This is a genomic window from Thioalkalivibrio sulfidiphilus HL-EbGr7, assembly GCF_000021985.1.
In the GTDB taxonomy this organism is placed as follows: domain Bacteria; phylum Pseudomonadota; class Gammaproteobacteria; order Ectothiorhodospirales; family Ectothiorhodospiraceae; genus Thioalkalivibrio_A; species Thioalkalivibrio_A sulfidiphilus.
In genome coordinates, this window is the sequence record NC_011901.1 from 106,859 (window position 1) to 132,933 (window position 26,075).

Below are 26,075 nucleotides of genomic sequence, written 5' to 3' on the forward strand. Positions count from 1 at the left end.
ACCCCCACCAGCGGTCGCATCTACAGCCTCAACGAGGGCAATCACGTGCACTTCCCCGAGGGCGTGAAGGCCTACATCCGCCATTGCCAGAAGGACGACCCGGCCACCGGCCCGTCCCTACACCTCCCGCTACATCGGCTCCCTGGTCTCCGATTTCCACCGCAACCTGCTCAAGGGCGGGATCTTCATCTATCCCCCCACTGGCGCGGCGCCCAAGGGCAAGCTGCGTCTGGTCTACGAGTGCAACCCCCATCGCCTTCGTGGCAGAGCAGGCCGGCGGCCGGGCCAGCGACGGGGTTGGCCGCATCCTGGAGCGCAAGCCCGTGGACCTGCATGAGCGGGTGCCGTTCTTTGTGGGGTCCCGGGACATGGTGAGCGAGGCGGAGCGATTCCTCGCCGATCCGCCGCCGCGCTGATACCTGTCGTCATCTGGCCGCTCGACCGGCCGCAGCGACCATGCGTCGCCTGGGGGCGGCCCGGATCAGACAAAACATTCCATTCGATATGGTTTTTGGGCAAGATTGGAAAAAAACCCCCGAAATTCAGGGGGTCGGTAAATGGATTTCATGTGTCGGGACAGGTTCAGCCCGTCCCGGGCATGCCTGGGGAGACAACATGCCACCAAGCCTGAAGCCGGCCTTGTCGCTGGGCCCCTTCGCCCTGGGCCCCGCAGTGGCGTTGCTGATCCTTCTGTTGATCCCCATCCTGGTGTGGCTTACGGGCGCGGAACTGCCCCAGGTGATTCCTGCCAGGCACATGGTGGCCTTCCACACGGCGGTGGAGATGTTCGCCGTGGCAGTGGCGATCCTGGTGTTCGCCGTGGGCTATCACGTGCTCGACGAACACCGCGCCTGTGCCTCCTTGATGCTGGCCTGTGCCTTCCTGGCGGTGGGGCTGCTGGATTTCCTGCACCTGATGACCTACCCGGGCATGCCGGACCTGGTCACCCCCAACACCTCCCACAAGACCCTGATCTTCTGGCTGGCGGCGCGCCTGGTGGCCGCCGTGGCCATCCTGCTGTATGTCATCCTGCCGGCCAGCAGCCACGAGGAACGGGTGCACCGGCGCATGTTCCTGATCGGGGCCCTGGTGCTGGTGGCCGGTGTGGCCTACGTGGGCATCTGGCGGCCCCACTGGGTGCCGGCCCTGTTCCTGCCCGGCGAGGGTCTGACCAGCCTCAAGGTGTCCCTGGAGGCCCTGGTCATCGCCCTGCACGTCCTGACCCTGGGCATCATGGCCCTGCACCCGGAGATCCGGCGTCGCTCCGGCATGGGTCTGCTGGCGGGCGCCCTGGTGCTGATCATCGCCAGCGAACTGTACTTCATGATCTACCGGGAGCTCACCGATACCCTGTTCGTCCTGGGCCACGTCTACAAGGTCATGGCCTACCTGCTGATCTACCGGGGCATGTTCCTGGAGAGCGTGCACCGGCCGGTGGAACGGCTGGAGGCCGCCCGCCAGGTGATCGAGGCGCGGGAACGCCGCTACCACCAGCTGGTGGACACCGCACCGGACGGCGTGGTCGTCACTGATGCGCAGGGCCGGATCTTGCTGGCCAACCGCAACATGGAAGCCATGTTCGGCTACCCGGCGGAGGAACTGGTGGGCAGGCCAGTGGAGTGTCTGATGCCCGAGCGCTACCGGGCCCGGCATGAGGCGCACCGGGATTCTATGGTGGAGAGCTGGCGACCCAGGGCCATGGGCAAGGTCGCGGACCTGGTGGGCATGCGCCGGGACGGCAGCGAGTTCCCCCTGGACATCAGTCTCAACACCTTCGAGGACGACGCCGGCAATCGCATCACTGCCTTTATTAGGGATATCACCGAGCGCAGGCGCCAGGAGGCGCGAATTCGGCACCAGGCCACCCACGATGAACTGACGGGCCTGCCTAACCGCCTCTTGCTGGCCGACCGCCTGGCCCAGGCCCTGGCCCACGCAGGGCGTCATGGGACCAAGGTGGCGGTAATGTTGCTGGACCTGGACAACTTCAAGCTGGTCAACGACAGCATGGGTCACCTGGAGGGAGATGCGGTGTTGAAGGAAGTCGCGCGACGGCTCACCGAATCGCTGCGCCGGGAAGACACCGTCGCCCGGTTCGGCGGTGATGAATTCATCATCCTGTTGTCCGACGTCGGCCGCGAGACCGATCTGGCCGCCGTGGCTGGGAATATCCTCAAGACCTTCGAGCGCCCCATCCAGATCCGCGAGGGGCATGTGATCAATGCCAGCGCGAGCCTGGGAATCGCTCTGTATCCCGACGACGGGACCGACGAAGAGACCCTGGTGCGCTATGCCGACATGGCCATGTACGAGGCCAAGCAGAGCGGGCGCAACACCATACGCCTTCTTCTCCGAGCGGCTTGATAGCCAGGTGCACGAGGAACAGCGTCTGGTGGAGCGACTCAAGCATGCCTTGGCACAGGAGCGCTTCCAGCTGCATTACCAGCCCCTGGTGGACGTGGCCAGTGGCGAGGTCGTCGGGGCCGAGGCCCTGCTGCGCTGGCATGACGAGGAGCTCGGTCCGGTCTCGCCGGAGCGTTTTGTACCCGCCGCCGAGGCCAACGGCCTGATCGTACCCCTGGGCGACTGGGTGCTGCGCGCGGCCTGCGAGCAGGCGGCACGTTTCGCGGCGCAGGGCCTGTCCCTGCGGGTGTCCATCAATCTGTCCGCCATGCAGTTCCGCCAGCAGGACCTGGTGGACAAGCTGCGCGCCGCCCTTAATGCCAGTGGCGCGCCGCCCGATCGCCTGGATGTGGAGGTCACCGAGACCGTGGCCATGGCGGACGTGGCCCTGGCCCGCCAGCAGTTGCAAGGGCTCAAGGCCCTGGGTGTGGGCATCTCCCTGGACGACTTCGGCACCGGCTATTCCTCCCTGGCCTATCTCAAGGCCCTGCCCATCGACCGGCTCAAGATCGACCGTACCTTCGTGCAGGACATCGGCAGCGGCCATCAGGCAGACATGATCCTGCGCGCCATCGTGCACCTGGGGCACAGCCTGGACCTGCGGGTGGTGGCCGAGGGCGTGGAGACCGAAGCGCAGCTCAGTTTCCTGGACGGCCTGGGCTGCGATGCCTACCAGGGCTGGCTCCACTCCCGCGCCATGCCGGCCAGCGATCTGTTGGGTTTTCTGGAGACCGGGCGCAGCCGGGTCAGGCAGCACTGAAGCACAGTGCAAGTCAGCCTGGGCCAGAACGCTGGCCGCCGTCTTCCAGAAGAAGCGTCACCATAGGGCGGGCCATGCCCGCCGTTACCCGCAGGTTTGTGGTCAGCAGGCGGGCACGGCCCGCCCTATGGCTGAGCGAGGCAGGTCGATAGACCGCAGGCATCGCGATCGGCCTTGGCGCGTCTAGAGGGCTAGAGCAGCCCCCGCTCGGCGAACGACACCAGCGAATCCCCCACCACCACGTGATCCAGCACCCGGATGTCCACCAGGGCCAGGGCATCGCGCAGGCGCCGGGTGATGGCCTCGTCTGAGCGCGAGGGCTCGGCCACGCCGGAGGGATGGTTGTGGGCCAGGATCAGCGCGGCGGCGTTGTGGGCCAGCGCCCGGCGTACCACCTCCCGGGGATGCACGCTTGCGCCGTCGATGGTGCCCCGGAAAAGCTCCTCGAAGGCGATCACCCGGTGGCGGTTGTCCAGGAACAGGCAGGCGAACACCTCGAAGGGGTAGTCCCGCAGGCGCGCCGCGAGGAAACGGCGGGTGTCGTCGGGGCTGGTGAGGGCATCGCCCCGGGCAAGGGATTCGGAGAGGTGCCGGCGGCCCATCTCCAGCACGGCCTGGAGCTGGGCGTACTTGGCCGAGCCCAGGCCCCGGGCAGAAGAGAAGCTGACAAGGTCTGCCTGCAACAGCGGGCGCAGGCCGCCGAATCGCGACAGCAGTTCCCGGGCGAGATCCACGGCGGTCTTGCCGGCGACGCCAGTGCGCAGAAAGATGGCCAGCAGTTCGGCGTCGGAGAGTGCCGCCGCGCCGCGGCTCAGGAGCTTCTCCCGCGGACGCTCGTCGGCGGGCCAGTCGGTGATGGGCATGAACGCACCTCCCTATGCATAAAAGCGCAGATACAAGAGACAAGATACAAGAGGCAAGAAGGGAGGACAGCCCTCCTTTGTATTTGAATCTGCAACTTTGAATCAGCCGTTCACTGTGATGTTCCGGCTGCGGGTTTCGGTAAAGAACAGGCTGGCGAGCACCGCCAGGCCGGCGAAGCCGAGCAGCAGGAGGAGGCCTTGGCGGTAGTCGGCCAGGCCGTAGACCGGCACGCCGGCGACCGTCTGCCCGTCCCAGCCCAGGTCCAGCACCCAGCCGAACAGGGGCTGGAACAGGGCCGCGCCCAGGAACAGGCCGGTGTTCACCAGGGCGATGGCCATGCCGGAGAGGGCGGGGGCGGTGACCTCCTTGGCCTGGGCATAGGCCACCACGAAACAGCCGGCGGACAGGCCCAGGGCGGTGAACAGCAGGTAGCCGGAGGCGCCCGGGCCCCAGGGCAGGAACAGGAAGGCGGCGCAGACGGATGCATAGGCCAGCGCCCCGCCGGTGAGCACCGGGCGGCGACGGCCCAGGCGGTCGGAGAAGCTGCCCGCCACCAGGCAACCCAGGGCGAAGGCGACCATGGCGGCGGTGGTGTAGCCGGAGGCATCACCCCGGCTCAGGCCGTGCACGTCCCGCAGCAGGGGGATAGCCCACAGGCCCACGAAGCCGAACAGGGAGCCGGTCACCCCGAAGTCGTAGACGAAGCCGGGCCAGAGGCGCCGGTGGGCGAGCACGCCGCGCAGGTCGGCAAGCCAGTGCTGCTGGCGCGGCGCGTGGGCGGGCAGGCCCTCCATCTCGCGCACCGAGGGGAAACCCAGGTCCTCGGGGCGGTTGCGCACCTTCCACCAGGAGGCCAGGGCCAGCCCGATCGCCACCACGCCCAGGGCCACGAACACGCTGCGCCATTCGTAGTGCACCAGCACCAGGGCCAGGGGGCCGGTGGCGGCGATGGCGCCCAGGTTGCCGAGCAGCAGGGTGACGCCGCTGATGGTGCCGTAGTTGCGCTCGCTGAACCACACGCTGTTGCTCTTCATGAGCCCCACGAACACCACCGAGACCCCGAGCCCCACCAGGAAGCGGCCCGTGCTCGCCACCGCGAAGGTCTCCGCCAGGCCGAAGGTGATGGAGCCCACCCCGGCGACCAGGTTGCCCAGCATCACCGCGTAGCGGGCCCCCAGGGTGTCCGCCAGCACGCCGGCGGGGATCTGCATGGCGGTGTAGATGTAGTAATACATGGCCGCCAGGGAACCCAGCGCGGCGGCGCTGATGCCGAAGGCGGCGGACAGGTCCCCGGCCACCACCCCCGGCGCCATGCGGTGAAAGAACACCAGCATGTAGGCCAGGATGAGCAGGGAGTAGATGGTCCAGCGCGTCTGCTGGAAGCGGGGCGGGTAGGTGTAGGACATGAGGTACGCCGGATCGGATATCCGCGCAGCATACCTGATCGGGTGCCTGGGTTTAAAAACCTGACAGCGAACCGCCGGGCACGCGAAGGTTTGCGTGAACGGCGCCATGGTTTTTCCATCACAAGATTTTCCTTCGCGTCCTTGGCGCCCCCTTTGCGCCCTTTGCGTTCCTGCTTTTGACTTTCAGGCCAACAACCCAAGGTTCCCAAACCCGCCGCCCGGCCATAGACTGATGGGATGTCCACGCTTGCCCAGAAACGCATCCTGCTCGGGGTCACCGGCGGCATCGCGGCCTACAAGGCCTGCGAGCTGACCCGGCGTCTGCGCGATGCCGGGGCGGAGGTGCGGGTGGTGATGACCCGCTCCGCCATGGAGTTTGTCACGCCGCTCACCTTCCAGGCCCTGTCCGGGCAGCCGGTGCGGTCCGCCCTGTTCGACCCGGAGGCGGAGGCAGGCATGGACCACATCGCGCTGGCCCGCTGGGCGGACGCCATCCTGGTGGCCCCGGCCACGGCGGACTTCCTGGCGCGCCTGGCCCAGGGTCAGGCCGATGAGCTGCTGTCCACCCTGTGCCTGGCCAGTCGCGCGCCCCTGTGCGTGGCCCCGGCCATGAACCAGGCCATGTGGGCCAACCCGGCCACCCGGGCCAATGTGCAGACACTGGCCGAGCGGGGCGTGCGCCTGATGGGTCCCGGTTCAGGCAGCCAGGCCTGCGGCGAGACCGGCGAGGGCCGCATGCTGGAGGTGCCGGAGCTGGTCGCGGGCCTGGAGGCGGTGTTCGCCACCGGTGCCCTGGCCGGCCTGCAGGTGCTGGTCACCGCCGGCCCCACCCGCGAGCCCCTGGACCCGGTGCGCTACTTGAGCAACCGCAGTTCCGGGAAGATGGGCTACGCGGTGGCCCGCGCCGCCCGTGAGGCGGGCGCCCGGGTGACCCTGGTCACCGGGCCGACGGCCCTGGCCGTGCCCGAAGGGGTCGAGGCGGTGCGGGTGGAGACCGCTCAGGAGATGCTCGAGGCGGTCATGGCCCGGGTCGGCACGGCCGACGTGTTCGTGGCCGCCGCCGCCGTGGCCGACTACCGCGCCGCCTCGGTGGAGACCCACAAGATCAAGAAGCAGGCCGAGCACCTGAGCCTCGCGCTTGAACGCAATCCCGACATCCTGGCCACGGTGGCCGCCCTGCCCGGGGGTCCGTTCACCGTCGGCTTTGCCGCCGAGACCCAGGACCTGGAGCGCCACGCCCGCACCAAGCTGATGAAGAAAGGCCTGGACCTGATCGCGGCCAACGATGTCTCCAACGGCCAGGGATTCGACGTGGACGAGAATGCCCTGACCCTGCTCTGGCCGGGCGGCGGCACGACCCTGGAACGCCAGCCCAAGGAACGGCTGGCGCGGCAGCTCGTGACGGTGATCGCGCAACGGATGGGAGAGGCAAATTCAAGATTCAATATTCAAGATTCAAAGGGCTGAGCACGCCCGCTTGATGAATCTCATTGGATCCCCTGAAGCGATCTCCTTTGAATTTTGAATCTTAAATTTTGAATGGGACTTATGAAGATCGACGTCAAAATCCTCGACCCCCGCATCGGCAAGGAGATCCCCCTGCCCACCCACGCGACCCCCGGCTCCGCCGGCATGGACCTGCGCGCCTGCGTGGAAGGGCCGCTCACGCTGGCGCCGGGCGATACCCAGCTCATCCCCACGGGCATCGCCATCCATATCGCCGATCCGGGACTGGCGGCCATGATCCTGCCCCGTTCGGGCCTGGGCCATAAGCACGGCATCGTGCTGGGCAACCTGGTGGGCCTGATCGACTCCGACTACCAGGGCCAGCTGTTCGTCTCCTGCTGGAACCGGGGCCGCGAGCCCTTCGTGATCCAGGCCGGCGAGCGCATCGCCCAGCTGGTGATCGTGCCCGTGGTGCAGGCGGAGTTTCAGGTGGTGGAGTCCTTCGAGGAGAGCCACCGGGGGGAAGGGGGGTTCGGCTCCTCCGGGAGGCACTGAGCTGAAGTAGGAAGTGTGAATTGGGAAGTGAGAAGTTGTGGTTTACTTCCGACTTCCCAATCCACACTTCGTACTTCAGTCCCTACTTCTCTTTTACAATGGCCACCAAGCGTCGGCATCCCTCACAGGCTAACGAAGATTTATGAACCAGGAATCCGCCACCAACACCGCCCGCGTCCTCATCGAGGCGCTGCCCTACATCCAGCGCTTCTCCGGCAAGACCATCGTCATCAAGTACGGCGGCAACGCCATGGTGGACGAAAACCTCAAGCAGGGGTTTGCCCGGGATATCGTGCTGCTCAAGCAGGTGGGCCTCAATCCCGTGGTGGTGCACGGCGGCGGGCCGCAGATCGGCAAGCTCCTGGAACGACTCGGCAAGGAATCCCGCTTCGTGGACGGGCTGCGGGTGACCGACAGCGAGACCATGGACGTGGTGCAGATGGTGTTGGGCGGGCTGGTGAACAAGGAGATCGTCAATCTCATCAACCGCTATGGCGGCCGCGCCGTGGGACTCACGGGCAAGGACGGGGGGCTGATCCATGCCCGGCGACTGACACACGTGCGCGCCAGCGAGAACGCCGACGCCCCGGAGATCATCGACCTGGGGCACGTGGGCGAGGTCTCGGGCATCGACCCGGCAGTGGTGCACATGCTGGATTCCGGGGACTTCATCCCGGTGATCGCCCCCATCGGCGTGGGTGAGGACGGCGCCGCCTACAACATCAACGCGGACCTGGTGGCGGGCAAGATGGCCACGGTGTTGGGCGCGGAGAAACTCATCCTGCTCACCAACACCACCGGCGTGCTGGATCCACAGGGCAAGCTGCTCACCGGGCTGACCGCCCGGCAGGTGGACGAACTGATCGCCGACGGCACCATCCACGGCGGTATGATCCCGAAGATCCGCTGCGCTCTGGATGCGGTGAATTCCGGCGTGAAGACCGCCCACATCATCGACGGGCGGGTGGAGCACGCGGTGCTGCTGGAACTGTTCACGGACAAGGGCGTGGGCACGCTGATCCGGAGTTGAATGGGGAAATTCAAAATTCAAAATTCAAGATTCAAAGCTGGGGCAATTCCTTTGAATGTTGAATCTTGAACTTTAAATCGCAGTGATCACCTTCCCGCCGCCTTGAGTTCCCGCAGGCGCTTGAGATCGGCGTCGAACTGTTCCACCAGCCGCTCCCGTTCCAGCTGGCGTTCTTCCAGGTGCCGTTGCTGTACCAGGATCTGGCGCTGGGTGGAGGCGATGTCCTGTTCCAGGCCTTCCGGAATCTCGCGCTCCTGGGCGGCAAGCCGGCGGCGCCGTTCTTCCAGGTTCGTCTGCTGCTGTTCCAGGGTGCGGATCTTCTCTCGGGTGATGCTGATCTGGCTGTCCACCATCGCCAGGCGATCGTCCCGGGCGTTGAGGAGTTCGCGCTCGGTGCCGAAGCTTTGCAGCAGCACGCGGTCGCGGCGTTCCTGTTCCTCACGGGCCTGGCGCTCCGCCTCGGCGCGGGCCTGTTCCTGGCGCTGCTGCTCCAGTTCTTCCTCGGTACGCGCCCGCTCCAGGGTACGCACGGTGATGCCGCGATCGTCGAGCACGCGGCGTTCCTGACGCGCGGCCTCGGGCGGTGGTGAATCGGTGTAATGCACGACGCCATGCTCGTCGGTCCAGCGGTACATCTGGGCCTGGGCGGCGGTTGCCGCCATGAGGGCCGCGAGGCTCCCGACGATCAGCATGTTGCGTACAATGTTCATGGTTACCCCTGTGTTACGCTCTATCGCGCCCGCTGGATTGCGGGGTGCGACTTCCTGATATCCCAGCCTGGCGTCCCTGCACCTTGTCTATTCTGGACCAGACCCTGCTGTTCGTCATCGCCCTGATGGCCAATCTGCTCTCCGCGCTGTCCGGTGGCGGTGCGGGACTGGTGCAGTTGCCGGCACTGATCTTTCTCGGCCTTCCCTTTGGCGTGGCTCTGGCCACCCACAAGGTGGCGAGCGTCGCGCTGGGCCTGGGCGCAACCCTGCGACACCTCAAGGAAAACACACTCGAGCGCCGCTTTACAGGCTTCATCCTGATCACCGGTCTGCCCGGAGTGATGATCGGCGCCAGTTTCATCCTGCAGGTGCCTGAAAGGGCAGCGGAAATCGCCCTGGGCCTGCTGACCATGGGGCTTGGGCTTTATTCGGTGCTGAGCCCCGGCCTGGGACAGGCTTATCTGCCGCGAAATCGCAGCCGGCGGGGTTACCTGCTGGGCGGTGTCGGGCTGTTCCTGATCGGGGTGCTGAACGGCTCGCTCACCTCCGGTACCGGACTGTTCTGCACCCTGTGGCTGGTGTACTGGTTCGGCCTGGACTACAAGCGCGCCGTGGCCTACACGCTGGTGCTGGTGGGCATCTTCTGGAACGGTACCGGGGCCCTGGTGCTGGGCGTGCTCGGGGAGATCCGCTGGAGCTGGCTGCCGGCCCTGATCGCGGGCTCGCTGATCGGCGGTTACCTGGGGGCGAGCCTGGGCATCCGCCATGGCAACCGCTGGATCAAGCGCGCCTTCGAGGCGGTGACCCTGCTGGTGGGCCTGGGCCTGATCCTGAAATGATGCCGCACCGAAACCTCGCCTACCGGCTGCTGTTCGACGCCTCCTGGACGGGGGCGCGCCGGTTCGTCTTCTGGAGTACGGTGCTGCTGCTGATCGCGGGCAGTCTCATGCCCGCCGCCCACATCCCCGACACGGGCCTGTCGGACAAGGCGGGCCACCTGCTGGGCTATGCCGTGCTGACCCTGGCGGGCCTGCTGGCCTATCCGCAACGGGCAGGGTGGGTGTTGCCGGGGGTATTCGCCCTGGGCGTGGCCATCGAGCTGGCCCAGCACCTCACCCCGAGCCGCAGCTTCGAATGGCTGGACATGCTGGCCAACGGCGCCGGTGTGCTGCTGGGCTTCGCCCTGGTGTGGTGGCTGAGGCGATCACTTGGCGATTGAAGGCCCTTTCTTGTCTCTTGCCTCTAGCAACTTGCCTCTGGCGCCTTCTTAAACACCGTACTGTGCCCTGTATGCCTCCACGGCCTTGAGGTGTTCGTCCAGGCCGCCCTGCTCGCGCATGAACTCGATGAGATCCCCCAGGGAGGCGATGTTGATCACCTTGAGGCCGTATTCCGCCTCCACTTCCTGGATGGCTGAGTGTTCACCCTTGCCCCGCTCCTGGCGGTTGAGCGCGATGGCCACGCCCACGGGCTCGGCGCCGGCGGCACGGATGATGTCCACGGATTCGCGGATGGCGGTGCCGGCGGTGATCACGTCGTCCACGATCAGTACCCGGCCAGTGAGCGGCGCGCCCACCAGGGAACCGCCCTCGCCGTGGTCCTTGGCCTCCTTGCGATTGAAGCACCAGGGCAGGTCGCGGCCGTGGTGCTCGGCCAGCGCGATGGCGGTGGCGGCGGCCAGCGGGATGCCCTTGTAGGCGGGGCCGAACAGCATGTCGAACGCTGCCCCCGATTCGCTGATGGCCTGGGCGTAGAAGCGCCCCAGCCGGGCCAGGTCGGAACCGGTGTTGAACAGGCCTGCATTGAAGAAATACGGGCTGATCCGGCCGGACTTGAGGGTGAATTCACCGAAGCGCAGCACGCCGCGCTCCAGGCAGAAGGCGAGGAATTCGGACTGGTAGGTTTTCATGGGGTGCAAGGTACAAGGTCAGAGGGCAAAGGTACAAGGGGGGGCGTGGCGACTTTCCCTTCCGTCCCTGTGCCAGTAAGCTGCGCAGCCATGCGCATCATCACCCTCAATGCCAATGGCATCCGTTCCGCCGCCCGCAAGGGCTTCTTCGACTGGCTGAAGCAGCAGGACGCGGACGTGGTCTGCATCCAGGAGACCAAGGCCCAGGAGCATCAACTCGGCGACGAGACCTTCTGGCCCCAGGGCTACTTCACCTACTACCACGACGCCGAGAAGAAGGGCTATAGCGGCGTGGCCCTGTTCTGCCGCAGCGAGCCGGATCGCATCATCACCGGGCTCGGTTCCGAGGAGTTCGACCAGGAAGGGCGCTACATCGAGGCCCAGTTCGGCAAGCTCTCGGTGATCTCCCTGTACCTGCCCTCAGGCTCCTCCAGCGAGGAGCGCCAGGCCGCCAAGTTCCGCTTCATGGACCTGTTCCTGGACCACATGCGGGCGCTCAGGCGCAAGCGCCGGGAATACATCGTGTGCGGCGACTGGAACATCGCCCACAAGCCCATCGACCTAAAGAACTGGAAGAGCAACCAGAAGAACTCCGGCTTCCTGCCCGAGGAGCGGGCCTGGCTGGACACCCTGTTCGACGAGCTGGGCTGGGTGGATGCCTTCCGGGTGGTCAACACGGAACCGGACCAGTACACCTGGTGGTCCAACCGGGGCCAGGCCTGGGCCAAGAACGTGGGCTGGCGCCTGGACTACCAGGTGGTCTCCCCGGGCCTGCGTGACAAGATCCGTTCGGCGAGCATCTACACCGAGCAGCGCTTCTCCGACCACGCGCCGCTGAGCATGGATTACGATCTGCCGTTTCCGCCGGATCTCTGAAGGATTTGCCGCGGAGGCGCAGAGGTGCAGAGAAAATCAATTGGACAGGATTCACAGGATTTACAGGATTTCAAACGGACTGAATGACTTGGCTCGAATCCTGTTAATCATGTAAATCCTGTCCAGTGTTTTGCAGCCTCTGCGCCTCGGCGTCTCTGGGGCGAATCCCTTGATAGGTAACAACATCGACCATGAACGCCTGGCTTGAGAGTCTCAAGGTCTACTACGACCGGCGCATGCTCACGCTGCTGGCGCTGGGGTTTTCCTCGGGTCTGCCGGCGCCGCTGGTGTTCAGCAACCTGTCCATCTGGCTGCGGGACGAAGGCGTCAGCCGCACGGACATCGGCCTGTTCGCCCTGGCCACCACCCCCTACGCCATCAACTTCCTGTGGGCGCCGCTGGTGGACCGCATGCGTCTGCCCTGGCTCACGGCCCGTTTCGGGCGCCGGCGCGGCTGGGCCCTGTTCGCCCAGGGCTGGCTGATCCTGGCCATCGGCCTGATGGCGCTCACCAATCCCTCCGGCAACCTCATGGCCGTGGCCCTGGCAGCCCTGTTCGTGGCGTTCGTCTCCGCCACCCAGGACATCGTCATCGACGCCTATCGCATCGACGTGCTGGAGCCCCACCAGTACGGCGCCGGTTCGGCGGCCGCCATCTGGGGCTGGCACCTGGGCGGCACCCTGGTGGGCGGCGCGGGCGGCCTGTACCTGGCCGCGAGCCTGGGATGGAACGTGGCCTACGGGGTGCTGGCGTTGGCCATCGGCATCGGCGTGATCGCCATCCTGGTCTCACCGGAGCCCAGGGCCCGGCCCACCGAGGAGACCCTGGCCCGGGAGCGGCGGGTCTCCGAGCGCCTGCATCACCTGCACTGGCTGCGCGGGCGCCTGGCGGACCTGGCCGCCTGGCTCTACGGCGCGGTGGTGGCGCCGTTCGCCGACTTCATGCGCCGGGACGGCTGGGTGCTGATCCTGGTGTTCATCTTCGTGTTCAAGTTCGGCGATGCCATGCTGGGGCGCATGTCCGGGGTGTTCTACCGGGAGATGGGCTTCTCCCTCACGGACATCGCCAACGTCTCCAAGGTCTACGGTCTGGCCGCCAACGCCTTCGGCATCCTGGTGGGGGGTTACCTGGTCTACCGCCTGGGGGTGATGAAGTCCCTGCTCTTCGCCGGCTTCGCCGCCGCCAGCACCAACCTCACCTATTCCTGGCTGGCCATGTCCGGGCACGACATGACCGTGTTCAAGATCGCGGTGATGAGCGACAACTTCACCGGGGGGCTCGCCACCGTCGCCTTCGTGGCCTACCTCTCGAGCCTCACCAACGTGGCCTACACCGCCACCCAGTACGCCCTGCTGGCCTCCCTGGGCAACCTGGCGCGCATCTGGCTGTCCGCCTCCAGCGGCTGGATGGTGGACCAGATGGATGGCGACTGGGTGGTGTTCTTCGCCATGACCGCAGGCCTGGCCCTGGTGGGCCTGCCGCTGCTGCTGATCCTGATGTGGCGTTTCCCCAGGCCCGAGCCGAAACGGGCTGAGCCTCCCTCCGGCTGAGGTGCCGTCCCCCTCTTGTCTCTTGGATCTTGCCTCTGGCGCTTTCCTAATGCGTTCTATTCCCGCCGCCGCCCGAGAGAAAATCCGGCGGTGCCTCCACGTGGGGCTCCCGGGGGCCGGGGGAGGCGTGGTGCTGCACCATGCGCCAGCCGTCCAGGGTGCGCTGGTAGACGTTGGTGACCCGGATGATGCCGCTCACCCCGGTGTCTCCCGAGCGGGTGATGTGCTCCTCACCGCTGTGCACGGCCAGGTCCGCGGTGACGGTGCGCACCACGTGCTTGAGCTCCAGCTTGATGTCCAGTTCCCGGGCGAACACGTGCAGCCAGCCCTCCAGTACCGCCGGGTAGCCGCGCAGCAGGTATCCGCCGACGGGATGCATGCAGACGATGTCCGGGTGCTCCAGCCACACGTCCATCATGGCGTCCAGGTCCGCCGCCTGGAAGGCGGCGTAATAGGCGGCTTCCGCCTCGTCCGGGGTGGCGTAGCGCTGGGGCATCAGTGGATCCCGCCGGGCGCGGGCGGTTCCACCCGGGGCGGGCTGGGGTCGGCGGCGGCGTGGTGCAGGATCATGTGCCAGCCCGACTCGTCCCGGCGATAGACATTGGTGGCCAGGGCCACGCCCCGCAGGGCGCCTTCCACGTAGAGGTTCTCCCGCAGGATGTGCACGGCCAGATCGCCGCTCACCCGCACACGCCGGTCGCTGATGCGAAAACGCAGCACCGGTCCGCCGGCGAGTATCGAGGCCCAGCTGTCCATCACCGCCGCCACCCCGTCCAGGCGCTCGCCGCCCGGGTGGATGCAGCAGATGCCCTTGTCGTCCGCCCAGACGGCGCGCATGGCGTCCAGGTCGGCCCGTTCGAAGGCGTCGTAGAAGGCCGCTTCGGCCAGTTCCGGGGTGTCAAAGTGGCTCATGGCTGGGATGGACTTGAAGGGTGGCTACATGGATGAGGACTTCATGGTAGGTTAACCCGCATATTTCACCAAGGCGACCGGCGGCTTCGTGTAAGCTTCTGATGACGCGGCATGAATCGACACATCTGGCCTGAATCCTGAGGTGGCACTTTGTACCACCGCCGCCGGCCTATCGCGATGCTTGCGGCCTTAAGGGCCTGTCTCGCTTGCTCTTCAGTCGAACCGTAGCGACGGCTACGCTTCTCCTTCCAGAGACGGCGCGAGACAGGCCCTTAAGACCACAATCATTCGCGATCCTTGATGAAATATGCGGGTTAAGCCCCCGTTCCCCCGCCCACAACCACACGTCCCATGTCCCACATCCTCGCCATCGGCATCGCCACCCTGGATATCGTGAACACCGTGGATCACTACCCGGTCGAGGACGAGGAACTACGCGCCAGCGCCCAGCGGGTGGTGCCCGGCGGCAACGCCGCCAACAGCGCCTGGGTGCTCTCGCAGCTGGGTCACCGGGTGGACCTGGCGGCGGTGCTGGCCCGGGAGCCCGACGGCGAGCGCCTGGCGGGTCTGCTCAGCGCGCGGGGCATCGGCCTGGAGCACTGCGCCTGGCGCGAGGGGCGCACCCCCTGCTCCTACATCACCGTCAATGCCCGGAACGGTTCGCGCACCATCGTCCACTACCGGGACCTGCCGGAACTGGACGCCGCGCACCTGGCCGGGGTGTCCGTGGAGCGCATGGACTGGGTGCACCTGGAGGCCCGGGACGGCGCCATCACCGGCGCCATGCTGCGTACCCTGCGCGAACGCCTGGTGGATCAGCCGGTGTCCCTGGAGGTGGAGAAGGAACGCCCGGGGGTGGACCGGCTGTTCGGACTGCCCGACGTGATCCTGTTCTCCCGGCCCTTTGCCCGGGGCCGCGGCTTCGAGTCTGCCGAGGCATTTCTCAGGGATATGGGCGGGCGCTGCCGCAAGACCATCCTGGTGTGCACCTGGGGCGAGGCCGGGGCCTGGGCCCGGGACGGGGCGGGGCGGCTGCACCACGCCCCTGCCGTGTCCCCGCCCCGGGTGGTGGACACCCTGGGGGCCGGGGACACCTTCAACGCGGGTCTCGTCCACGGCCTGGCCTCAGGTCGCACCGTGCCCGAGGCGCTGGCATTCGCCGTGCGACTGGCCGGGCGCAAGGTGGGCCAGGCGGGCCTGGATGGCCTGGGAGTCGAATCGTGAAGCCCCTGTGCCACCTCAAGGATCTGGAGGCCACCGGCGCCCTGGGGCTGACCGTGGACCTGGGCGAGGGACCCGTGGGCATCTTCGTGGTGCGTCAGGGCGGGACCGTGCGCGCCTATCACAACCGCTGTCCGCACCGGGGCACGCCCCTGGAGTGGCAGGACCACCAGTTCCTGGACGACGAGGGTGCGCTGATCGTCTGCGCCACCCACGGCGCCCTGTTCCGCATCGAGGACGGCCTGTGCGTGGCCGGGCCCTGCAAGCGCCAGTCCCTGACGCCCGTGCCGGTGCGGGTGGAGGGACAGGCAGTGCTGCTGCCGTGAGCCTGCTGCGCTACCTGGCCTACGGCTCCAACCTGCACCCGGAGCGGCTGCGCCGGCGGGTGCCCTCGGCGGAACTGCAGGACCGGGTGTGTCTCCCCGGCTGGCGGCTCACCTTCCACAAGCGCGGCTACGATGGTTCCGGCAAGGGCCACATGGTGGCCACCGGCCTGGAGACGGATCAGGTCTGGTGCGCCGTCTACACCTTCCCGGCCCGGGAGCGCGGCCCGCTGGACGAGGCGGAGCGCGGTTACGGGATCACTGATCTGATCCTGCCCGACGGCAGCCGGGCCTTCACCTACCTGGCCCTGCCGGAGCGCATCGACCCCGCCGCCCTGCCCTATAACTGGTACCGGGATCTGATCGCCACCGGCGCCCGGTTCCTGGAGGTGCCCGAGGACTACGTGCGGGGCATCGAGGCCCATGGCTGTGTGCCGGATCCGGACCCGGCGCGGGCCGAGCTCAATCGCCGGTTGCTGGAGGATCTAGGAGCCTGTCGAACTTAGGCTGCTCCTACTGCGCCGGTGGGAGAGCGGCCCATTTTTCCGATCCTTTTCGTCAAATAGCGACGGCTATTCTCCTCAAACGATCGAAAAAATGGCCTCGCTCTCCCACTCGGCTCGCTACGGGCACCTAAGTCCGACAGGCTCCTAGCGGGGTTGTCCCGCTGACGGTCTCCCTGATGAGGGGGAGACAGGGAGGTGCTGCGGCTATACCCTTGCCTAGGAGCGATATAGCGGCGCCTGTGAAGCCTATTTCAAAGGCGTTTCGAGCCGGCTCTCCGCCGGCTCGAGTTACTTTGGTTCGGCGCTTCCATGCGCCTCACCCCTTTGGGGCTTGCGCGCAAGATCGCTCCCGGCGATCTTGTCTTGCTTGTCCAAGAAAAGTAACCAAAAGAAGGACACCTGGATGACTCGCCCCTGTCGGGGTCCCCTGTGCGCGGGGTTGTTCCGGGGAGGTCGATCGTCAGGCCACGGAAGGCCTGTCGATCGACGCGCCGCATCCCTGCGTCGCCCCTAACGGGCTTTAACCCCGAAACAACCCCGTGCTCGGCGAGCCATACGGGACAGACACAACCCACAGGCTAAGCATTGCCAGACAAGTCAACGTGCAGACCCTGTTGCTGGGCATCCACGCCGAAAAAAGAGACAGAACCCGATATGACAGAACAAGTCCGCATCGAACCCGTTATCGACTACCTCACCGGTCTGCAGGACCGCATCTGCCAGGGCATCGCCGGGGCCGATGGTTCGGGTGAGTTCAAGGAGGACAGCTGGACCCGGGAGGAGGGCGGCGGCGGGCGCAGCCGGGTGCTGACCGAGGGTGCGGTGTTTGAACAGGCGGGCATCAATTTCTCCCACGTGACCGGTGCCAGCCTGCCGCCCTCGGCCACCGCCCATCGCCCGGAACTGGCGGGCCGGCGTTTCCAGGCCACCGGCGTGTCCCTGGTGATCCATCCGCGCAACCCCTACGTGCCCACCTCCCACGCCAACGTGCGCTTCTTCATCGCCGAGAAGGAGGGCGCCGAGCCGATCTGGTGGTTTGGCGGCGGCTTCGACCTGACCCCTTACTACGGCGAGGACGAGGACTGCGTGCACTGGCACCGGGTGGCGAAGGCCGCCTGCGAGCCCTTCGGCCCGGAGGTCTACCCCCGCTACAAGCAGTGGTGCGACGAGTACTTCTTCCTCAGACACCGCAACGAGCCCCGGGGTGTGGGCGGTCTGTTCTTCGACGACCTCAACGAGTGGGGCTTTGAGAAGAGTTTCGCCTTCATGCGAAGCGTCGGCGACCATTACCTGGATGCCTATCTGCCCATCGTGGCGCGGCGCAAGGACACCCCCTACGGTGAGAGGGAGCGGGACTTCCAGCTCTACCGACGGGGCCGCTACGTGGAGTTCAACCTGGTCTACGACCGGGGCACCCTGTTCGGCCTGCAGTCCGGCGGGCGCACCGAGTCCATCCTCATGTCCCTGCCGCCCCTGGTGCGCTGGCGCTACAACTGGCAGCCGGAACCGGGCACGCCGGAGGCGCGGCTGTATGAGCATTTCCTCAAGCCGAGGGAATGGGTGGAGTAGGAGGATTCAAAATTCAAAATTCAAAATTCAAAGGTAGGGGCACGCGTCTTTTGCGCCTTCCCTTTGAATTTTGAATCTTGAATTTTGAATCGCCCCATCAGTGCAACGGGCGTTTCGGCGCCGCAATGACCCGGCCGGGAGCCGCCCCGGGCTGCATCTCGACACCCCTGGCGGGTGGCGTGGGTGACTCCACAGGGTGGCCCAGGTAGAAGCCCTGAACATAGTCCACCCCCATGGCCTGCAGGCAGGCCAGCACCTCGGGGCCTTCCACGTATTCGGCCACGCTCTTCAGGCCCATGGCATGCACGATGTCGTTCATGGCCGCGACCATGGCCCGGTCGGTGGCATCCAGGTGCAGTTCGCGCACGAACTGGCCGTCGAACTTGACCACGTCCACGGGCAGCTGCTTCAGGTGCGACATGGAGCAGAAGCCGGTGCCGAAATCGTCCAGGGCGAAGCGCACCCCGTGTGCCCGCAGCCGGTCGATGAAGGCGCGCGCCGCCGCCAGGTTGAGGATGGCGCAGGTCTCGGTGATCTCGAACACCAGGCAGGTGAGATCGAGTCCTGAGCCGAGCACCCGGTCGCGGATGCGCTCCAGGGTGGGGATGTCGCTCAGGGTGCGTCCCGAGAGGTTGAGGTTGAACACCACTTCGCGGCCCTGGCCGTGCAGGTCGCGCAGTACAGCCAGGGCCCGGTCCAGGGCCCAGGCGTCGATCTCCGGCATCAGGCCGAAGCGCTCCGCCACCGGGATGAAGTCGCCGGGCAGGGTGAGCACCTGCGGGGCGATCTCCAGGCGCAGCAGCACCTCGTAGTGTTCCCGGCTGGTCGTCTGCGGCATGACCGGCAGGATGGGCTGGTAATGGAGCTGGAACTGGTTCTGCTGCAGGGCCTCCCGCAGCCGGTCGGCCCAGGCAAGGTCCCGGCCCATGAAGGCGCGCTCGTCCCGGTTCGGATCGTAGACATGGAACTGGTTGCGCCCGGCGCGCTTGGCGGCGTGGCAGGCGATGTCGGCACTGGCCAGCACGTCGGCCGCGGTCTCCCGGGCGTTGCCCAGCCAGGCGGCGCCGATGCTCAGGTTGAGCCGGTAGTTGCGTTCGTCCACCCGGAAGGTGCTCTCGTGCAGCAGCCGCCGCAGACCGCCGCTGAGCTTCTCCAGCGCCTGCGGGTCGGTCTGGGGCAGGATTACGGCGAACTCGTCACCGCCCAGGCGCGCCAGCACCGGGCCTTCGCCCAGGTGGGCCCGCAGCCGGTGGGAGACCTCCACCAGCAGGCTGTCGCCCACCGGGTGGCCGGCGGTGTCGTTGATGTACTTGAAGCGGTCCAGGTCCAGCAGCAGCAGGGCGCTGCGATGGCCGGTGGCCTGGCAGCGCGCCTGCTCCGCCTCCAGGGACCGTTCCAGGTAGCGCCGGTTGTACAGGCCGATGAGTTCGTCGTGCTCCGCCTGCCAGTGCAGCTGGGCCTCCATGGCATTGCGCTCGGAGACATCCTGGAAGGCCACCACCGAGCCCGATTCGCGGAACGCGTCGCTCAGGGGGTGGATGCTGCCGGCCACGGGGATCAGTCGTCCGGAGCGATGCCGGAACACCGTCTCCCAGCCCCCCATGACCTCGCCGCTGGCGTAGGCCTGGCTCAGCGGGCAGCGTTCCGGCGGCACGGGGCGCCCCTGCCGATTGATGCCGTGGAACAGCACGTGGGCCGACTGGCCCAGCACCTCGTCCGGGTCGCGGATGCCCAGGATCCGGCAGGCGGCGGGGTTGATGAAGGTGATGCGGCCTTCCCGGTCCACCCCGTAGATGCCGTCGCCCGCCGATTCCAGGATGGCGGCCTGGCGCTGGTGGCTCAGGGCCACTGCCTTGTGGGCGCGGATGGAGCGCCACAGGGCGCCGATGCGGGCCAGGAACAGGTGTTCCGCCTCGTTCTTGAACAGGCACTCCACGGCGCCGGCATCCAGGCAGTTGCGGATCACCTCGTCGTTGTAGACGCCGGTGAGGACCGCCAGCTCCATGTGGCGGCTGCGAGGGTCTGACTTGAGCCGGGTACACAGGCGGTCGCCGTTCTCCCCGGGCATGAAGTAGTCCACCACCGCCAGGTCGAAATGTTCACGGCAGGCCAGTTCAAAGGCGCTGGCCGGATCGGCGCAGGCCTTCACCTCGTAGCCGTCGCGGGTGAGCAGCCGCTGGTAGAAGAAGCGCACACTGGGGGAGTCGTCCACCAGCAGGACGCGGATGTCACGGTTGGGGGACTCGCGGGTCTCCTGGACGGGTTTCAGCAGCACGGCCAGGGTACCGGCCGCCTCGCCATGCTCGTCCCAGGGCACCACGGCGGAAAGGCGCCGCCCCTGGGCCCAGGCCATCAGCCGTGACTGCATCTCGGGCACCAGCAGCACCACGGCCAGGTGGCTGAAGTCGGGGGCGTTCAGGCGATCGAGGAGTTCATGGTCCCGGTCCCCGGGGATGCCGGGCCAGCCCAGCAGGATGCCCGCGAGGCCATCCAGGCAGTGGCTGTCATCGAGGCACGACAAAGCCGCCTGCGTGTGTTCGCAGGCGACCGGTTCCAGTCCATGGCGCTCCAGGCCACGGCACAGGATGTAGCGAAGCGTGGAAGACTCCTCTACCACGAGGATGCGATGGGTCATCGCTCCTCCCCTGGGTGATCCGTGCCTGTCTGTCGCAGGTGGCAGTGCCCCGCCCGGCTCCCGAGCGGGGGCGCCAGTGCGGCGGATCGATGGTTATGTGCGTGAGATGCTTTATACCCTGGACGCCCGAGCTGCCATGAATCATGGCCGTCGAGCCGACCAACGGTATGTTTTTGCAGCTTTTACAGCAGTGTGACAGTCCATACAAGCACATTCAGTGCATGCGAATATTCTGCGTGCCGAATGCTCTCCCTGCCCGCGGATCCCCTAGCCCGCATGTCTCACCACCGTTCGTAGCGAGGGCGTCGAGATGCCGCTGTGACGGGGCGCGCGGAGCGGAAGACGGCGCCGGCGTAGCCGACACTACGTCAAGCCGGCTGAAGTGAGCACGCCCCGTCACAACGAGCAGATCGGCGGCCGCAGTAGAAGGGTGGTGAGACATGCGGGCTAGATCCGCTATCCTGTGCGGGCCCAAGCACTCGGAGTTGGAGTCCCATGCATCCCTATCCCGGTTATTTCTCCATGGCACGGCCGCGTCGCATGCGCCGCGATGATTTCTCCCGGCGCCTGATGCGCGAGCATCAGCTGAGCTGCAACGACCTGATCCAGCCGGTGTTCGTGCTGGAGGGCAAGGAGCGCCGTGAGCCGGTGCCGTCCATGCCCGGTGTGAAGCGCCTGTCCATCGATCTGCTGCTGCGCGAGGCGGAGGCCTGCGCCCGGCTCGGCGTGCCCGCCATGGCCCTGTTCCCGGTCACGCCACCCGAGGCCAAGAGTGAGGATGCCGCCGAGGCCTTCAACCCCGAGGGCCTGGCCCAGCGGGCGGTGCGGGCCCTGAAGCAGGCGGTGCCGGAGCTGGGCGTGATCACCGACGTGGCCCTGGACCCCTTCACCACCCACGGCCAGGACGGGCTGATCGACGAGACCGGCTACGTCATGAACGACGAGACCGTGGAGGTCCTGATCCAGCAGGCCCTGTCCCACGCCGAGGCCGGCGCCGACGTGGTGGCCCCCTCGGACATGATGGACGGGCGCATCGGCGCCATCCGCGAGGCCCTGGAAGAGGCGGGCCACATCCACACCCGTATCCTGGCCTACTCCGCCAAGTACGCCTCCAGCTTCTACGGCCCGTTCCGGGACGCGGTGGGTTCGGCCGCGAACCTGGGCGCCGGCAACAAGTACACCTACCAGATGGATCCGGCCAACAGCGACGAGGCCCTGCGCGAGGTGGCCCTGGACCTGGAGGAAGGCGCCGACATGGTCATGATCAAGCCGGGCCTGCCCTACCTGGACATCGTGCGCCGGGTGAAGGAGTCCTTCGGCGCGCCCACCTTCGTCTACCAGGTGAGCGGCGAGTACGCCATGCTCAAGGCCGCGGCCCAGAACGGCTGGCTGGACGAGCGCGCCTGCGTGCTGGAGGCGCTGACCAGCATGAAGCGCGCCGGCGCCGACGGTATCCTCACCTACTATGCCCGCCAGGTGGCAGAGTGGATCAAGGAGTAGAGGCAAGAGGCAAGGTACAAGAGGCAAGTGAAACCCCATCTTGTATCTTGCCTCTTGTATCTTGTCTCTCATGGATAAATACGCCGTCATCGGCCACCCCATCGGCCACAGCAAGTCCCCGCGCATCCATGCCCTGTTTGCCGGGCAGACCGGGCAGGACATGGCCTACGAGGCCGTGTTCGCGCCCCTGGACGGGTTCGCCGACACGGTGCGTCGCCTGGTGGCCGAGGGCTACCGGGGCTTCAACGTCACCGTGCCCTTCAAGGGCGAGGCCTTCAAACTGGCCGATGCGCTCACGGACCGCGCTCGCTGTGCGGGCGCGGTGAATACGCTCAAGGTGCAGGACGACGGCACGCTGCTGGGCGAGAACACCGACGGCGCGGGGCTGGTGACGGACCTGGTGAACAACCTGGGCGTGGCGATCGCCGGCCGCGACCTGGTGGTGCTGGGGGCGGGCGGCGCGGTGCGCGGCGTGCTGGCGCCGCTGCTGGCGCTCGGGCCCGCTTCACTGCATATCGCCAACCGCACCGGGGCCCGGGCCGAACAGCTGGCGCGAGACTTCGCCGACCTGGGGCCGGTCACCGGCGGGGACCTGGACAGCCTCATGGGACGCCAGGCCCACGTGCTGATCAACGGCACCTCCGCCGGGTTGGATGACGAGGTGCCGCCCCTGCCCGATGACCTGCTCCACGCTGATGGCGGCTGTTATGACATGATGTACGGAGACCGGCCCACCGCCTTTCTGCGCTGGGCCGCTGCGCACGGTGCTGCCTGGACGGCTGATGGTCTGGGCATGCTGGTGGAGCAGGCGGCGGAATCCTTTGCCCTCTGGCGTGGCGTGCGACCGCAGACCGGGCCGGTGATACAGATCCTGCGCCCCGTTCAGCCCTGATTCAGACAAACCGCAGTTTCATGTCCAAAATTCAAAATTCAAAGGGTTTGGTGTATCAACTTGAACCCTGAATCCGTCACCATGGATCGTCCTTTCCGGAGAGTGTTTATGAAAAAGTCCCTGCTCGTACTCGCCCTGGCCAGTGTGGTCGGCTTCACCGGCTGCACCACCCTGGACCCCTACACCGGTGAGCAGCGCACCAGCCGCGCCACCCAGGGCGCCCTGATCGGCGCCGCCGCCGGCGCGGTGATCGGCAACGTCACCGGCAGCCGCGACCGCACCAGGCGGGCCATGATCGGCGCCGGCATCGGCGCGCTGGCCGGCGCCGCCGTGGGCAACTACATGGACCAGCAGGAGGCGGAGCTGCGCCGCGAGCTGGAAGGTACCGGCGTGAGCGTGACCCGCGACGGTGACAACCTGATCCTCAACATGCCCGGCAACATCACCTTCGACGTCAACCGCGACGAGGTGAAGTCCGAGTTCTACCCGGTGCTCAACTCGGTGGCCAAGGTGCTCAAGAAATACGACAAGACCGCCATCGAGGTGGCCGGTCACACCGACAGCACCGGCACCGTGGAGCACAACATGGCCCTGTCCCTGCGCCGCGCCGACAGCGTGGCCGGCTACCTCCTGGGCCAGGGCATCCAGAACGTGCGCATCGCCACCATCGGCTTCGGCCCCCACCGCCCCATAGCCGACAACAACACCGCCCAGGGCCGCAGCCTGAACCGGCGCGTGGAGCTGACGCTGATTCCGCTGACCTGATGGGTCGTAAGGCGTAAGGGGTGAAGGGTGAGGAGTAAGGCGGTGATGTTTTCCTCCTTGCCCTTCACCCTTCACCCTTCACCCTTCACCCTTCACCCCTCACCCCTCACCCCTCACCCCTCACCCCTCACCCCTCACCCCTCACCCCTCACCCCTCACCCCTCACCCCTCACCCCTCACCCCTCACCCCTCATCTACACCCCCATCCTCGTCTATCCTCCTATCAAGGATCTGCCATCGACGAGGAGACGCCGGCCCATGACAGCAAGGACCGTGCACGGGGTCATCATCGAATGCGTCAGCGGCGACATTGCCCACCAGTCGGACATGGATGCCGTGGTCAATGCCGCCAATGCCTGGCTGCGCAGCGGCGGCGGTGTCGCCGGGGCCATTCACCGGGCAGCCGGACCGGGGCTCGAGGCCGAGTGCGCGCCACTCGCGCCCATCGAACCGGGACAGGCGGTGATCACCAGCGGGCACGACCTGCCCAACCGCTTCGTCATCCATTGCCTCGGGCCGGTCTACGGTCATGACGAGCCGGCAGACGCGCTGCTCGCGGCCTGCTATCGCAATGCCCTGAAGCTGGCCGACCAGGCAGGCATCGAGTGCATCGCCTTCCCGGCCCTGTCCACCGGCGCATTCGGTTATCCCATGGAAGAGGCGGCCCGGGTGGCGCTGCGAACCGTGATCGACACCCTCAAGACCCGATCGTCCGTGCGCCACCTGCGCTTCGTGCTGCACACCCAGGCCGACCGGGATCTGCATGTGCGCGTGCTCGACGAACTGATTCACTGACCGCCACGGAGTTGCCCCATGGATGAGATGGCGACACCAGGGACCCCCTGTGACCGGGGCCTGGCCCTGTTCACGGATCTCTATGAACTCACCATGCTGCAGGCCTACCTGGAGGAGGGCATGCACGCGGAGGCGGTGTTCACCCTGTTCGTGCGCCGCCTGCCGAAGCGGCGCAACTACCTGCTTGCCTGCGGGCTGGACACGGTGCTGGGTCAGCTGGAAGGCCTGCGTTTCACCCGCGCGGACCTGGACTACCTGGCCGGTCTTGGACCGTTCAAGGAAGGATTCCTGCGCTGGCTGGAGGACTTCCGGTTCACCGGTGACGTGCACGCCGTGCCCGAAGGCACGCCGGTGTTCGCCAACGAGCCCATCCTGGAAGTGATCGCGCCCCTGCCCGAGGCGCAGCTGATCGAGACCCTGGTGATGAACCAGATTCACCTTCAGACCGTGATCGCCAGCAAGGCGGCGCGCCTGGTGGAGGCGGCCGGCGGGCGGCCGGTGGTGGATTTCGGTGCCCGGCGCATGCACGGCCTGGATGCCGCCATCAAGGGCGCCCGGGCGTTTCACATCGCAGGCGTGGCCGCCACCTCCAATGTGCTCGCGGGCCGGCTCTACGGCCTGCCGGTGCGCGGCACCATGGCCCACAGTTACATCCAGGCCCACGTGGACGAGGCCGCCGCCTTTGCCGCCTTTGCACGGCTGTATCCCGAGACCGTGCTGCTGGTGGACACCTACGACACGATCGCAGGCATCGACCGCGTGATCGCGCTGGCAAAGGAGATGGGCGAGGCGTTTCACGTCAGCGCCGTGCGCCTGGATTCCGGCGACCTGGCGAGTCTCGCCCGGGAAGGGCGCGCACGGCTGGACGAGGCGGGTCTCTCGCGGGTGGGCATCTTCGCCAGCGGTGGACTGAACGAGGACGTGATCGCCGAACTGCTGCTGCGCGGCGCACCCATCGACGGCTTTGGCGTCGGCACCAGCATGGGGATTTCCAGCGACGTGCCGGACCTGGACATCGCCTACAAGCTGGCCGAGTACGCCGGTGAAGGCCGGCTCAAGCTCTCCAGCGGCAAGCCCATCCTGCCCGGGCGCAAGCAGGTCTTCCGGGAACTTCGGGACGGGCTCTACGCGGGCGACGTGATCGGCCGCCTGGGCGAGGACCTGCCGGGAGAACCCTTGCTGGTGAAGGTGATGGAACACGGGCAGCGTCTGGACAGCCACCTGCGGGACCTGAAGTGCCTCCGTGACCATGCCGCGGACTGTCTCAAGCGCCTGCCCGCGGATATCCGGGCCATCACCCCGGCAGACGCACCCTACCCCGTGCAGATCAGCGCGGCGCTCGCCGATCACCAGCGATCGGTGCGCGAGGCAATCACCGGGCGACATCTTGTACGCGGTTCAAAGACTGATGGTTAGCCACAGAGGACACAGAGGGCACAGAGGAATCA

The 26,075-nt window shown here is 66.9% G+C and carries 24 protein-coding genes and 1 pseudogene; 18 read left to right on the top strand and 7 right to left on the bottom strand.

The window, feature by feature from the left end; translation table 11 throughout:
• The first annotated feature begins 260 nt into the window (after positions 1–260).
• Together TGR7_RS17865 and TGR7_RS00490 are read left to right on the top strand one after the other, a co-directional pair.
• On the top strand, positions 261–416 hold the full coding sequence (locus TGR7_RS17865; protein ID WP_281054571.1) for a hypothetical protein: 156 nt from the start codon (positions 261–263) through the stop codon (positions 414–416).
• Between the two features lie 199 nt (positions 417–615).
• Positions 616–3,163 (top strand): annotated as a pseudogene (locus TGR7_RS00490) (bifunctional diguanylate cyclase/phosphodiesterase).
• Positions 3,164–3,354: 191 nt separating this feature from the next.
• On the opposite strand, the gene radC reads toward TGR7_RS00490, so the two are convergent.
• Both radC and TGR7_RS00500 read right to left on the bottom strand, forming a co-directional pair.
• Positions 3,355–4,026 (bottom strand): RadC family protein, encoded by a 672-nt coding sequence (gene radC, locus TGR7_RS00495; protein WP_012636692.1) that lies wholly within the window; start codon positions 4,024–4,026, stop codon positions 3,355–3,357.
• A 102-nt stretch (positions 4,027–4,128) separates the two neighbouring features.
• Positions 4,129–5,433 (bottom strand): MFS transporter, encoded by a 1,305-nt coding sequence (locus tag TGR7_RS00500; protein ID WP_012636693.1) that lies wholly within the window; start codon positions 5,431–5,433, stop codon positions 4,129–4,131.
• Between the two features lie 237 nt (positions 5,434–5,670).
• On the opposite strand from TGR7_RS00500, the gene coaBC reads away from it, so the two are divergent.
• The 3 genes from coaBC to argB all read left to right on the top strand — a co-directional run bounded on the left by coaBC (position 5,671) and on the right by argB (position 8,464).
• Positions 5,671–6,900 carry a bifunctional phosphopantothenoylcysteine decarboxylase/phosphopantothenate--cysteine ligase CoaBC gene (gene coaBC / locus TGR7_RS00505; RefSeq protein WP_012636694.1) on the top strand — a complete coding sequence of 410 codons (1,230 nt, stop codon included), beginning with the start codon at positions 5,671–5,673 and terminating at the stop codon, positions 6,898–6,900.
• Positions 6,901–6,981: 81 nt separating this feature from the next.
• On the top strand, positions 6,982–7,434 hold the full coding sequence (gene dut, locus TGR7_RS00510) for a dUTP diphosphatase (RefSeq protein WP_012636695.1): 453 nt from the start codon (positions 6,982–6,984) through the stop codon (positions 7,432–7,434).
• 142 nt (positions 7,435–7,576) lie between these two features.
• Positions 7,577–8,464: an acetylglutamate kinase gene (gene argB / locus TGR7_RS00515; protein WP_012636696.1), complete on the top strand. Its 888-nt coding sequence runs from the start codon at positions 7,577–7,579 to the stop codon at positions 8,462–8,464.
• Positions 8,465–8,550: 86 nt separating this feature from the next.
• Here the strand turns inward: argB and TGR7_RS00520 are convergent, their stop codons facing one another.
• Entirely contained in the window at positions 8,551–9,174 is a 624-nt protein-coding gene (locus TGR7_RS00520; protein ID WP_012636697.1) for a DUF4124 domain-containing protein, read from the bottom strand.
• 83 nt (positions 9,175–9,257) lie between these two features.
• Here TGR7_RS00520 and TGR7_RS00525 point away from each other — a divergent pair, with 83 nt between their 5' ends.
• Together TGR7_RS00525 and TGR7_RS00530 are read left to right on the top strand one after the other, a co-directional pair.
• Positions 9,258–10,013: a sulfite exporter TauE/SafE family protein gene (locus tag TGR7_RS00525; protein WP_012636698.1), complete on the top strand. Its 756-nt coding sequence runs from the start codon at positions 9,258–9,260 to the stop codon at positions 10,011–10,013.
• Positions 10,010–10,393: a VanZ family protein gene (locus TGR7_RS00530; RefSeq protein WP_012636699.1), complete on the top strand. Its 384-nt coding sequence runs from the start codon at positions 10,010–10,012 to the stop codon at positions 10,391–10,393. Before TGR7_RS00525 ends, TGR7_RS00530 begins: the two co-directional genes overlap by 4 nt.
• Positions 10,394–10,441: 48 nt before the next feature.
• Here the strand turns inward: TGR7_RS00530 and pyrE are convergent, their stop codons facing one another.
• The gene (gene pyrE / locus TGR7_RS00535; protein WP_012636700.1) at positions 10,442–11,083 is read right to left on the bottom strand and encodes an orotate phosphoribosyltransferase; all 642 of its coding nucleotides are present in this window, start codon (positions 11,081–11,083) and stop codon (positions 10,442–10,444) included.
• A gap of 90 nt (positions 11,084–11,173) precedes the next feature.
• Here pyrE and TGR7_RS00540 point away from each other — a divergent pair, with 90 nt between their 5' ends.
• Positions 11,174–11,959 (top strand): exodeoxyribonuclease III, encoded by a 786-nt coding sequence (locus TGR7_RS00540; RefSeq protein ID WP_012636701.1) that lies wholly within the window; start codon positions 11,174–11,176, stop codon positions 11,957–11,959.
• Positions 11,960–12,150: 191 nt separating this feature from the next.
• A complete protein-coding gene (locus TGR7_RS00545) occupies positions 12,151–13,509 on the top strand; it encodes an AmpG family muropeptide MFS transporter (RefSeq protein ID WP_012636702.1) in 1,359 nt (452 codons plus the stop codon).
• Positions 13,510–13,555: 46 nt separating this feature from the next.
• Here TGR7_RS00545 and TGR7_RS00550 read toward each other — a convergent pair whose 3' ends face one another.
• Together TGR7_RS00550 and TGR7_RS00555 are read right to left on the bottom strand one after the other, a co-directional pair.
• Positions 13,556–14,005, bottom strand: coding sequence for a YybH family protein (locus tag TGR7_RS00550; RefSeq protein ID WP_012636703.1), 450 nt, complete (start codon positions 14,003–14,005; stop codon positions 13,556–13,558).
• Positions 14,005–14,421 (bottom strand): YybH family protein, encoded by a 417-nt coding sequence (locus tag TGR7_RS00555; RefSeq protein ID WP_012636704.1) that lies wholly within the window; start codon positions 14,419–14,421, stop codon positions 14,005–14,007. Before TGR7_RS00555 ends, TGR7_RS00550 begins: the two co-directional genes overlap by 1 nt.
• Before the next feature lie 351 nt (positions 14,422–14,772).
• Here TGR7_RS00555 and TGR7_RS00560 point away from each other — a divergent pair, with 351 nt between their 5' ends.
• The 4 genes from TGR7_RS00560 to hemF all read left to right on the top strand — a co-directional run bounded on the left by TGR7_RS00560 (position 14,773) and on the right by hemF (position 18,040).
• The gene (locus TGR7_RS00560) at positions 14,773–15,645 is read left to right on the top strand and encodes a PfkB family carbohydrate kinase (RefSeq protein ID WP_012636705.1); all 873 of its coding nucleotides are present in this window, start codon (positions 14,773–14,775) and stop codon (positions 15,643–15,645) included.
• The gene (locus TGR7_RS00565; RefSeq protein WP_012636706.1) at positions 15,642–15,968 is read left to right on the top strand and encodes a Rieske (2Fe-2S) protein; all 327 of its coding nucleotides are present in this window, start codon (positions 15,642–15,644) and stop codon (positions 15,966–15,968) included. Before TGR7_RS00560 ends, TGR7_RS00565 begins: the two co-directional genes overlap by 4 nt.
• Positions 15,965–16,471 (top strand): gamma-glutamylcyclotransferase family protein, encoded by a 507-nt coding sequence (locus TGR7_RS00570; protein WP_012636707.1) that lies wholly within the window; start codon positions 15,965–15,967, stop codon positions 16,469–16,471. Before TGR7_RS00565 ends, TGR7_RS00570 begins: the two co-directional genes overlap by 4 nt.
• A 654-nt stretch (positions 16,472–17,125) precedes the next feature.
• Complete coding sequence (gene hemF / locus TGR7_RS00575; RefSeq protein ID WP_012636708.1) at positions 17,126–18,040, top strand: oxygen-dependent coproporphyrinogen oxidase; 915 nt, start codon at positions 17,126–17,128, stop codon at positions 18,038–18,040.
• 97 nt (positions 18,041–18,137) lie between these two features.
• Here hemF and TGR7_RS00580 read toward each other — a convergent pair whose 3' ends face one another.
• A complete protein-coding gene (locus tag TGR7_RS00580; protein WP_012636709.1) occupies positions 18,138–20,675 on the bottom strand; it encodes a GGDEF/EAL domain-containing response regulator in 2,538 nt (845 codons plus the stop codon).
• A gap of 495 nt (positions 20,676–21,170) precedes the next feature.
• Here TGR7_RS00580 and hemB point away from each other — a divergent pair, with 495 nt between their 5' ends.
• From hemB to TGR7_RS00605, 5 genes are all read left to right on the top strand, one after another.
• Positions 21,171–22,175, top strand: a complete 1,005-nt coding sequence (gene hemB, locus TGR7_RS00585) for a porphobilinogen synthase (RefSeq protein WP_012636710.1) — start codon at positions 21,171–21,173, stop codon at positions 22,173–22,175.
• 70 nt (positions 22,176–22,245) lie between these two features.
• On the top strand, positions 22,246–23,067 hold the full coding sequence (aroE, locus tag TGR7_RS00590) for a shikimate dehydrogenase (RefSeq protein WP_012636711.1): 822 nt from the start codon (positions 22,246–22,248) through the stop codon (positions 23,065–23,067).
• 108 nt (positions 23,068–23,175) lie between these two features.
• Positions 23,176–23,832 (top strand): YiaD family glycine zipper/OmpA-like lipoprotein, encoded by a 657-nt coding sequence (locus TGR7_RS00595; protein ID WP_012636712.1) that lies wholly within the window; start codon positions 23,176–23,178, stop codon positions 23,830–23,832.
• A gap of 258 nt (positions 23,833–24,090) precedes the next feature.
• The gene (locus TGR7_RS00600) at positions 24,091–24,627 is read left to right on the top strand and encodes a macro domain-containing protein (protein WP_012636713.1); all 537 of its coding nucleotides are present in this window, start codon (positions 24,091–24,093) and stop codon (positions 24,625–24,627) included.
• A gap of 18 nt (positions 24,628–24,645) precedes the next feature.
• Positions 24,646–26,043, top strand: coding sequence for a nicotinate phosphoribosyltransferase (locus TGR7_RS00605; RefSeq protein WP_012636714.1), 1,398 nt, complete (start codon positions 24,646–24,648; stop codon positions 26,041–26,043).
• Positions 26,044–26,075: the final 32 nt, after the last annotated feature.

Excerpts from the sequence above, each read along its gene's own strand:
- radC (WP_012636692.1), bottom strand. The coding sequence starts at position 4,026 with ATGCCCATCACCGACTGGCCCGCCGACGAGCGTCCGCGGGAGAAGCTC.
- TGR7_RS00500 (WP_012636693.1), bottom strand. The coding sequence starts at position 5,433 with ATGTCCTACACCTACCCGCCCCGCTTCCAGCAGACGCGCTGGACCATC.
- coaBC (WP_012636694.1), top strand. The coding sequence starts at position 5,671 with ATGTCCACGCTTGCCCAGAAACGCATCCTGCTCGGGGTCACCGGCGGC.
- dut (WP_012636695.1), top strand. The coding sequence starts at position 6,982 with ATGAAGATCGACGTCAAAATCCTCGACCCCCGCATCGGCAAGGAGATC.
- argB (WP_012636696.1), top strand. The coding sequence starts at position 7,577 with ATGAACCAGGAATCCGCCACCAACACCGCCCGCGTCCTCATCGAGGCG.
- TGR7_RS00520 (WP_012636697.1), bottom strand. The coding sequence starts at position 9,174 with ATGAACATTGTACGCAACATGCTGATCGTCGGGAGCCTCGCGGCCCTC.
- TGR7_RS00530 (WP_012636699.1), top strand. The coding sequence starts at position 10,010 with ATGATGCCGCACCGAAACCTCGCCTACCGGCTGCTGTTCGACGCCTCC.
- pyrE (WP_012636700.1), bottom strand. The coding sequence starts at position 11,083 with ATGAAAACCTACCAGTCCGAATTCCTCGCCTTCTGCCTGGAGCGCGGC.
- TGR7_RS00540 (WP_012636701.1), top strand. The coding sequence starts at position 11,174 with ATGCGCATCATCACCCTCAATGCCAATGGCATCCGTTCCGCCGCCCGC.
- TGR7_RS00545 (WP_012636702.1), top strand. The coding sequence starts at position 12,151 with ATGAACGCCTGGCTTGAGAGTCTCAAGGTCTACTACGACCGGCGCATG.
- TGR7_RS00550 (WP_012636703.1), bottom strand. The coding sequence starts at position 14,005 with ATGCCCCAGCGCTACGCCACCCCGGACGAGGCGGAAGCCGCCTATTAC.
- TGR7_RS00555 (WP_012636704.1), bottom strand. The coding sequence starts at position 14,421 with ATGAGCCACTTTGACACCCCGGAACTGGCCGAAGCGGCCTTCTACGAC.
- TGR7_RS00560 (WP_012636705.1), top strand. The coding sequence starts at position 14,773 with ATGTCCCACATCCTCGCCATCGGCATCGCCACCCTGGATATCGTGAAC.
- hemF (WP_012636708.1), top strand. The coding sequence starts at position 17,126 with ATGACAGAACAAGTCCGCATCGAACCCGTTATCGACTACCTCACCGGT.
- TGR7_RS00580 (WP_012636709.1), bottom strand. The coding sequence starts at position 20,675 with ATGACCCATCGCATCCTCGTGGTAGAGGAGTCTTCCACGCTTCGCTAC.
- hemB (WP_012636710.1), top strand. The coding sequence starts at position 21,171 with ATGCATCCCTATCCCGGTTATTTCTCCATGGCACGGCCGCGTCGCATG.
- aroE (WP_012636711.1), top strand. The coding sequence starts at position 22,246 with ATGGATAAATACGCCGTCATCGGCCACCCCATCGGCCACAGCAAGTCC.
- TGR7_RS00595 (WP_012636712.1), top strand. The coding sequence starts at position 23,176 with ATGAAAAAGTCCCTGCTCGTACTCGCCCTGGCCAGTGTGGTCGGCTTC.
- TGR7_RS00600 (WP_012636713.1), top strand. The coding sequence starts at position 24,091 with ATGACAGCAAGGACCGTGCACGGGGTCATCATCGAATGCGTCAGCGGC.
- TGR7_RS00605 (WP_012636714.1), top strand. The coding sequence starts at position 24,646 with ATGGATGAGATGGCGACACCAGGGACCCCCTGTGACCGGGGCCTGGCC.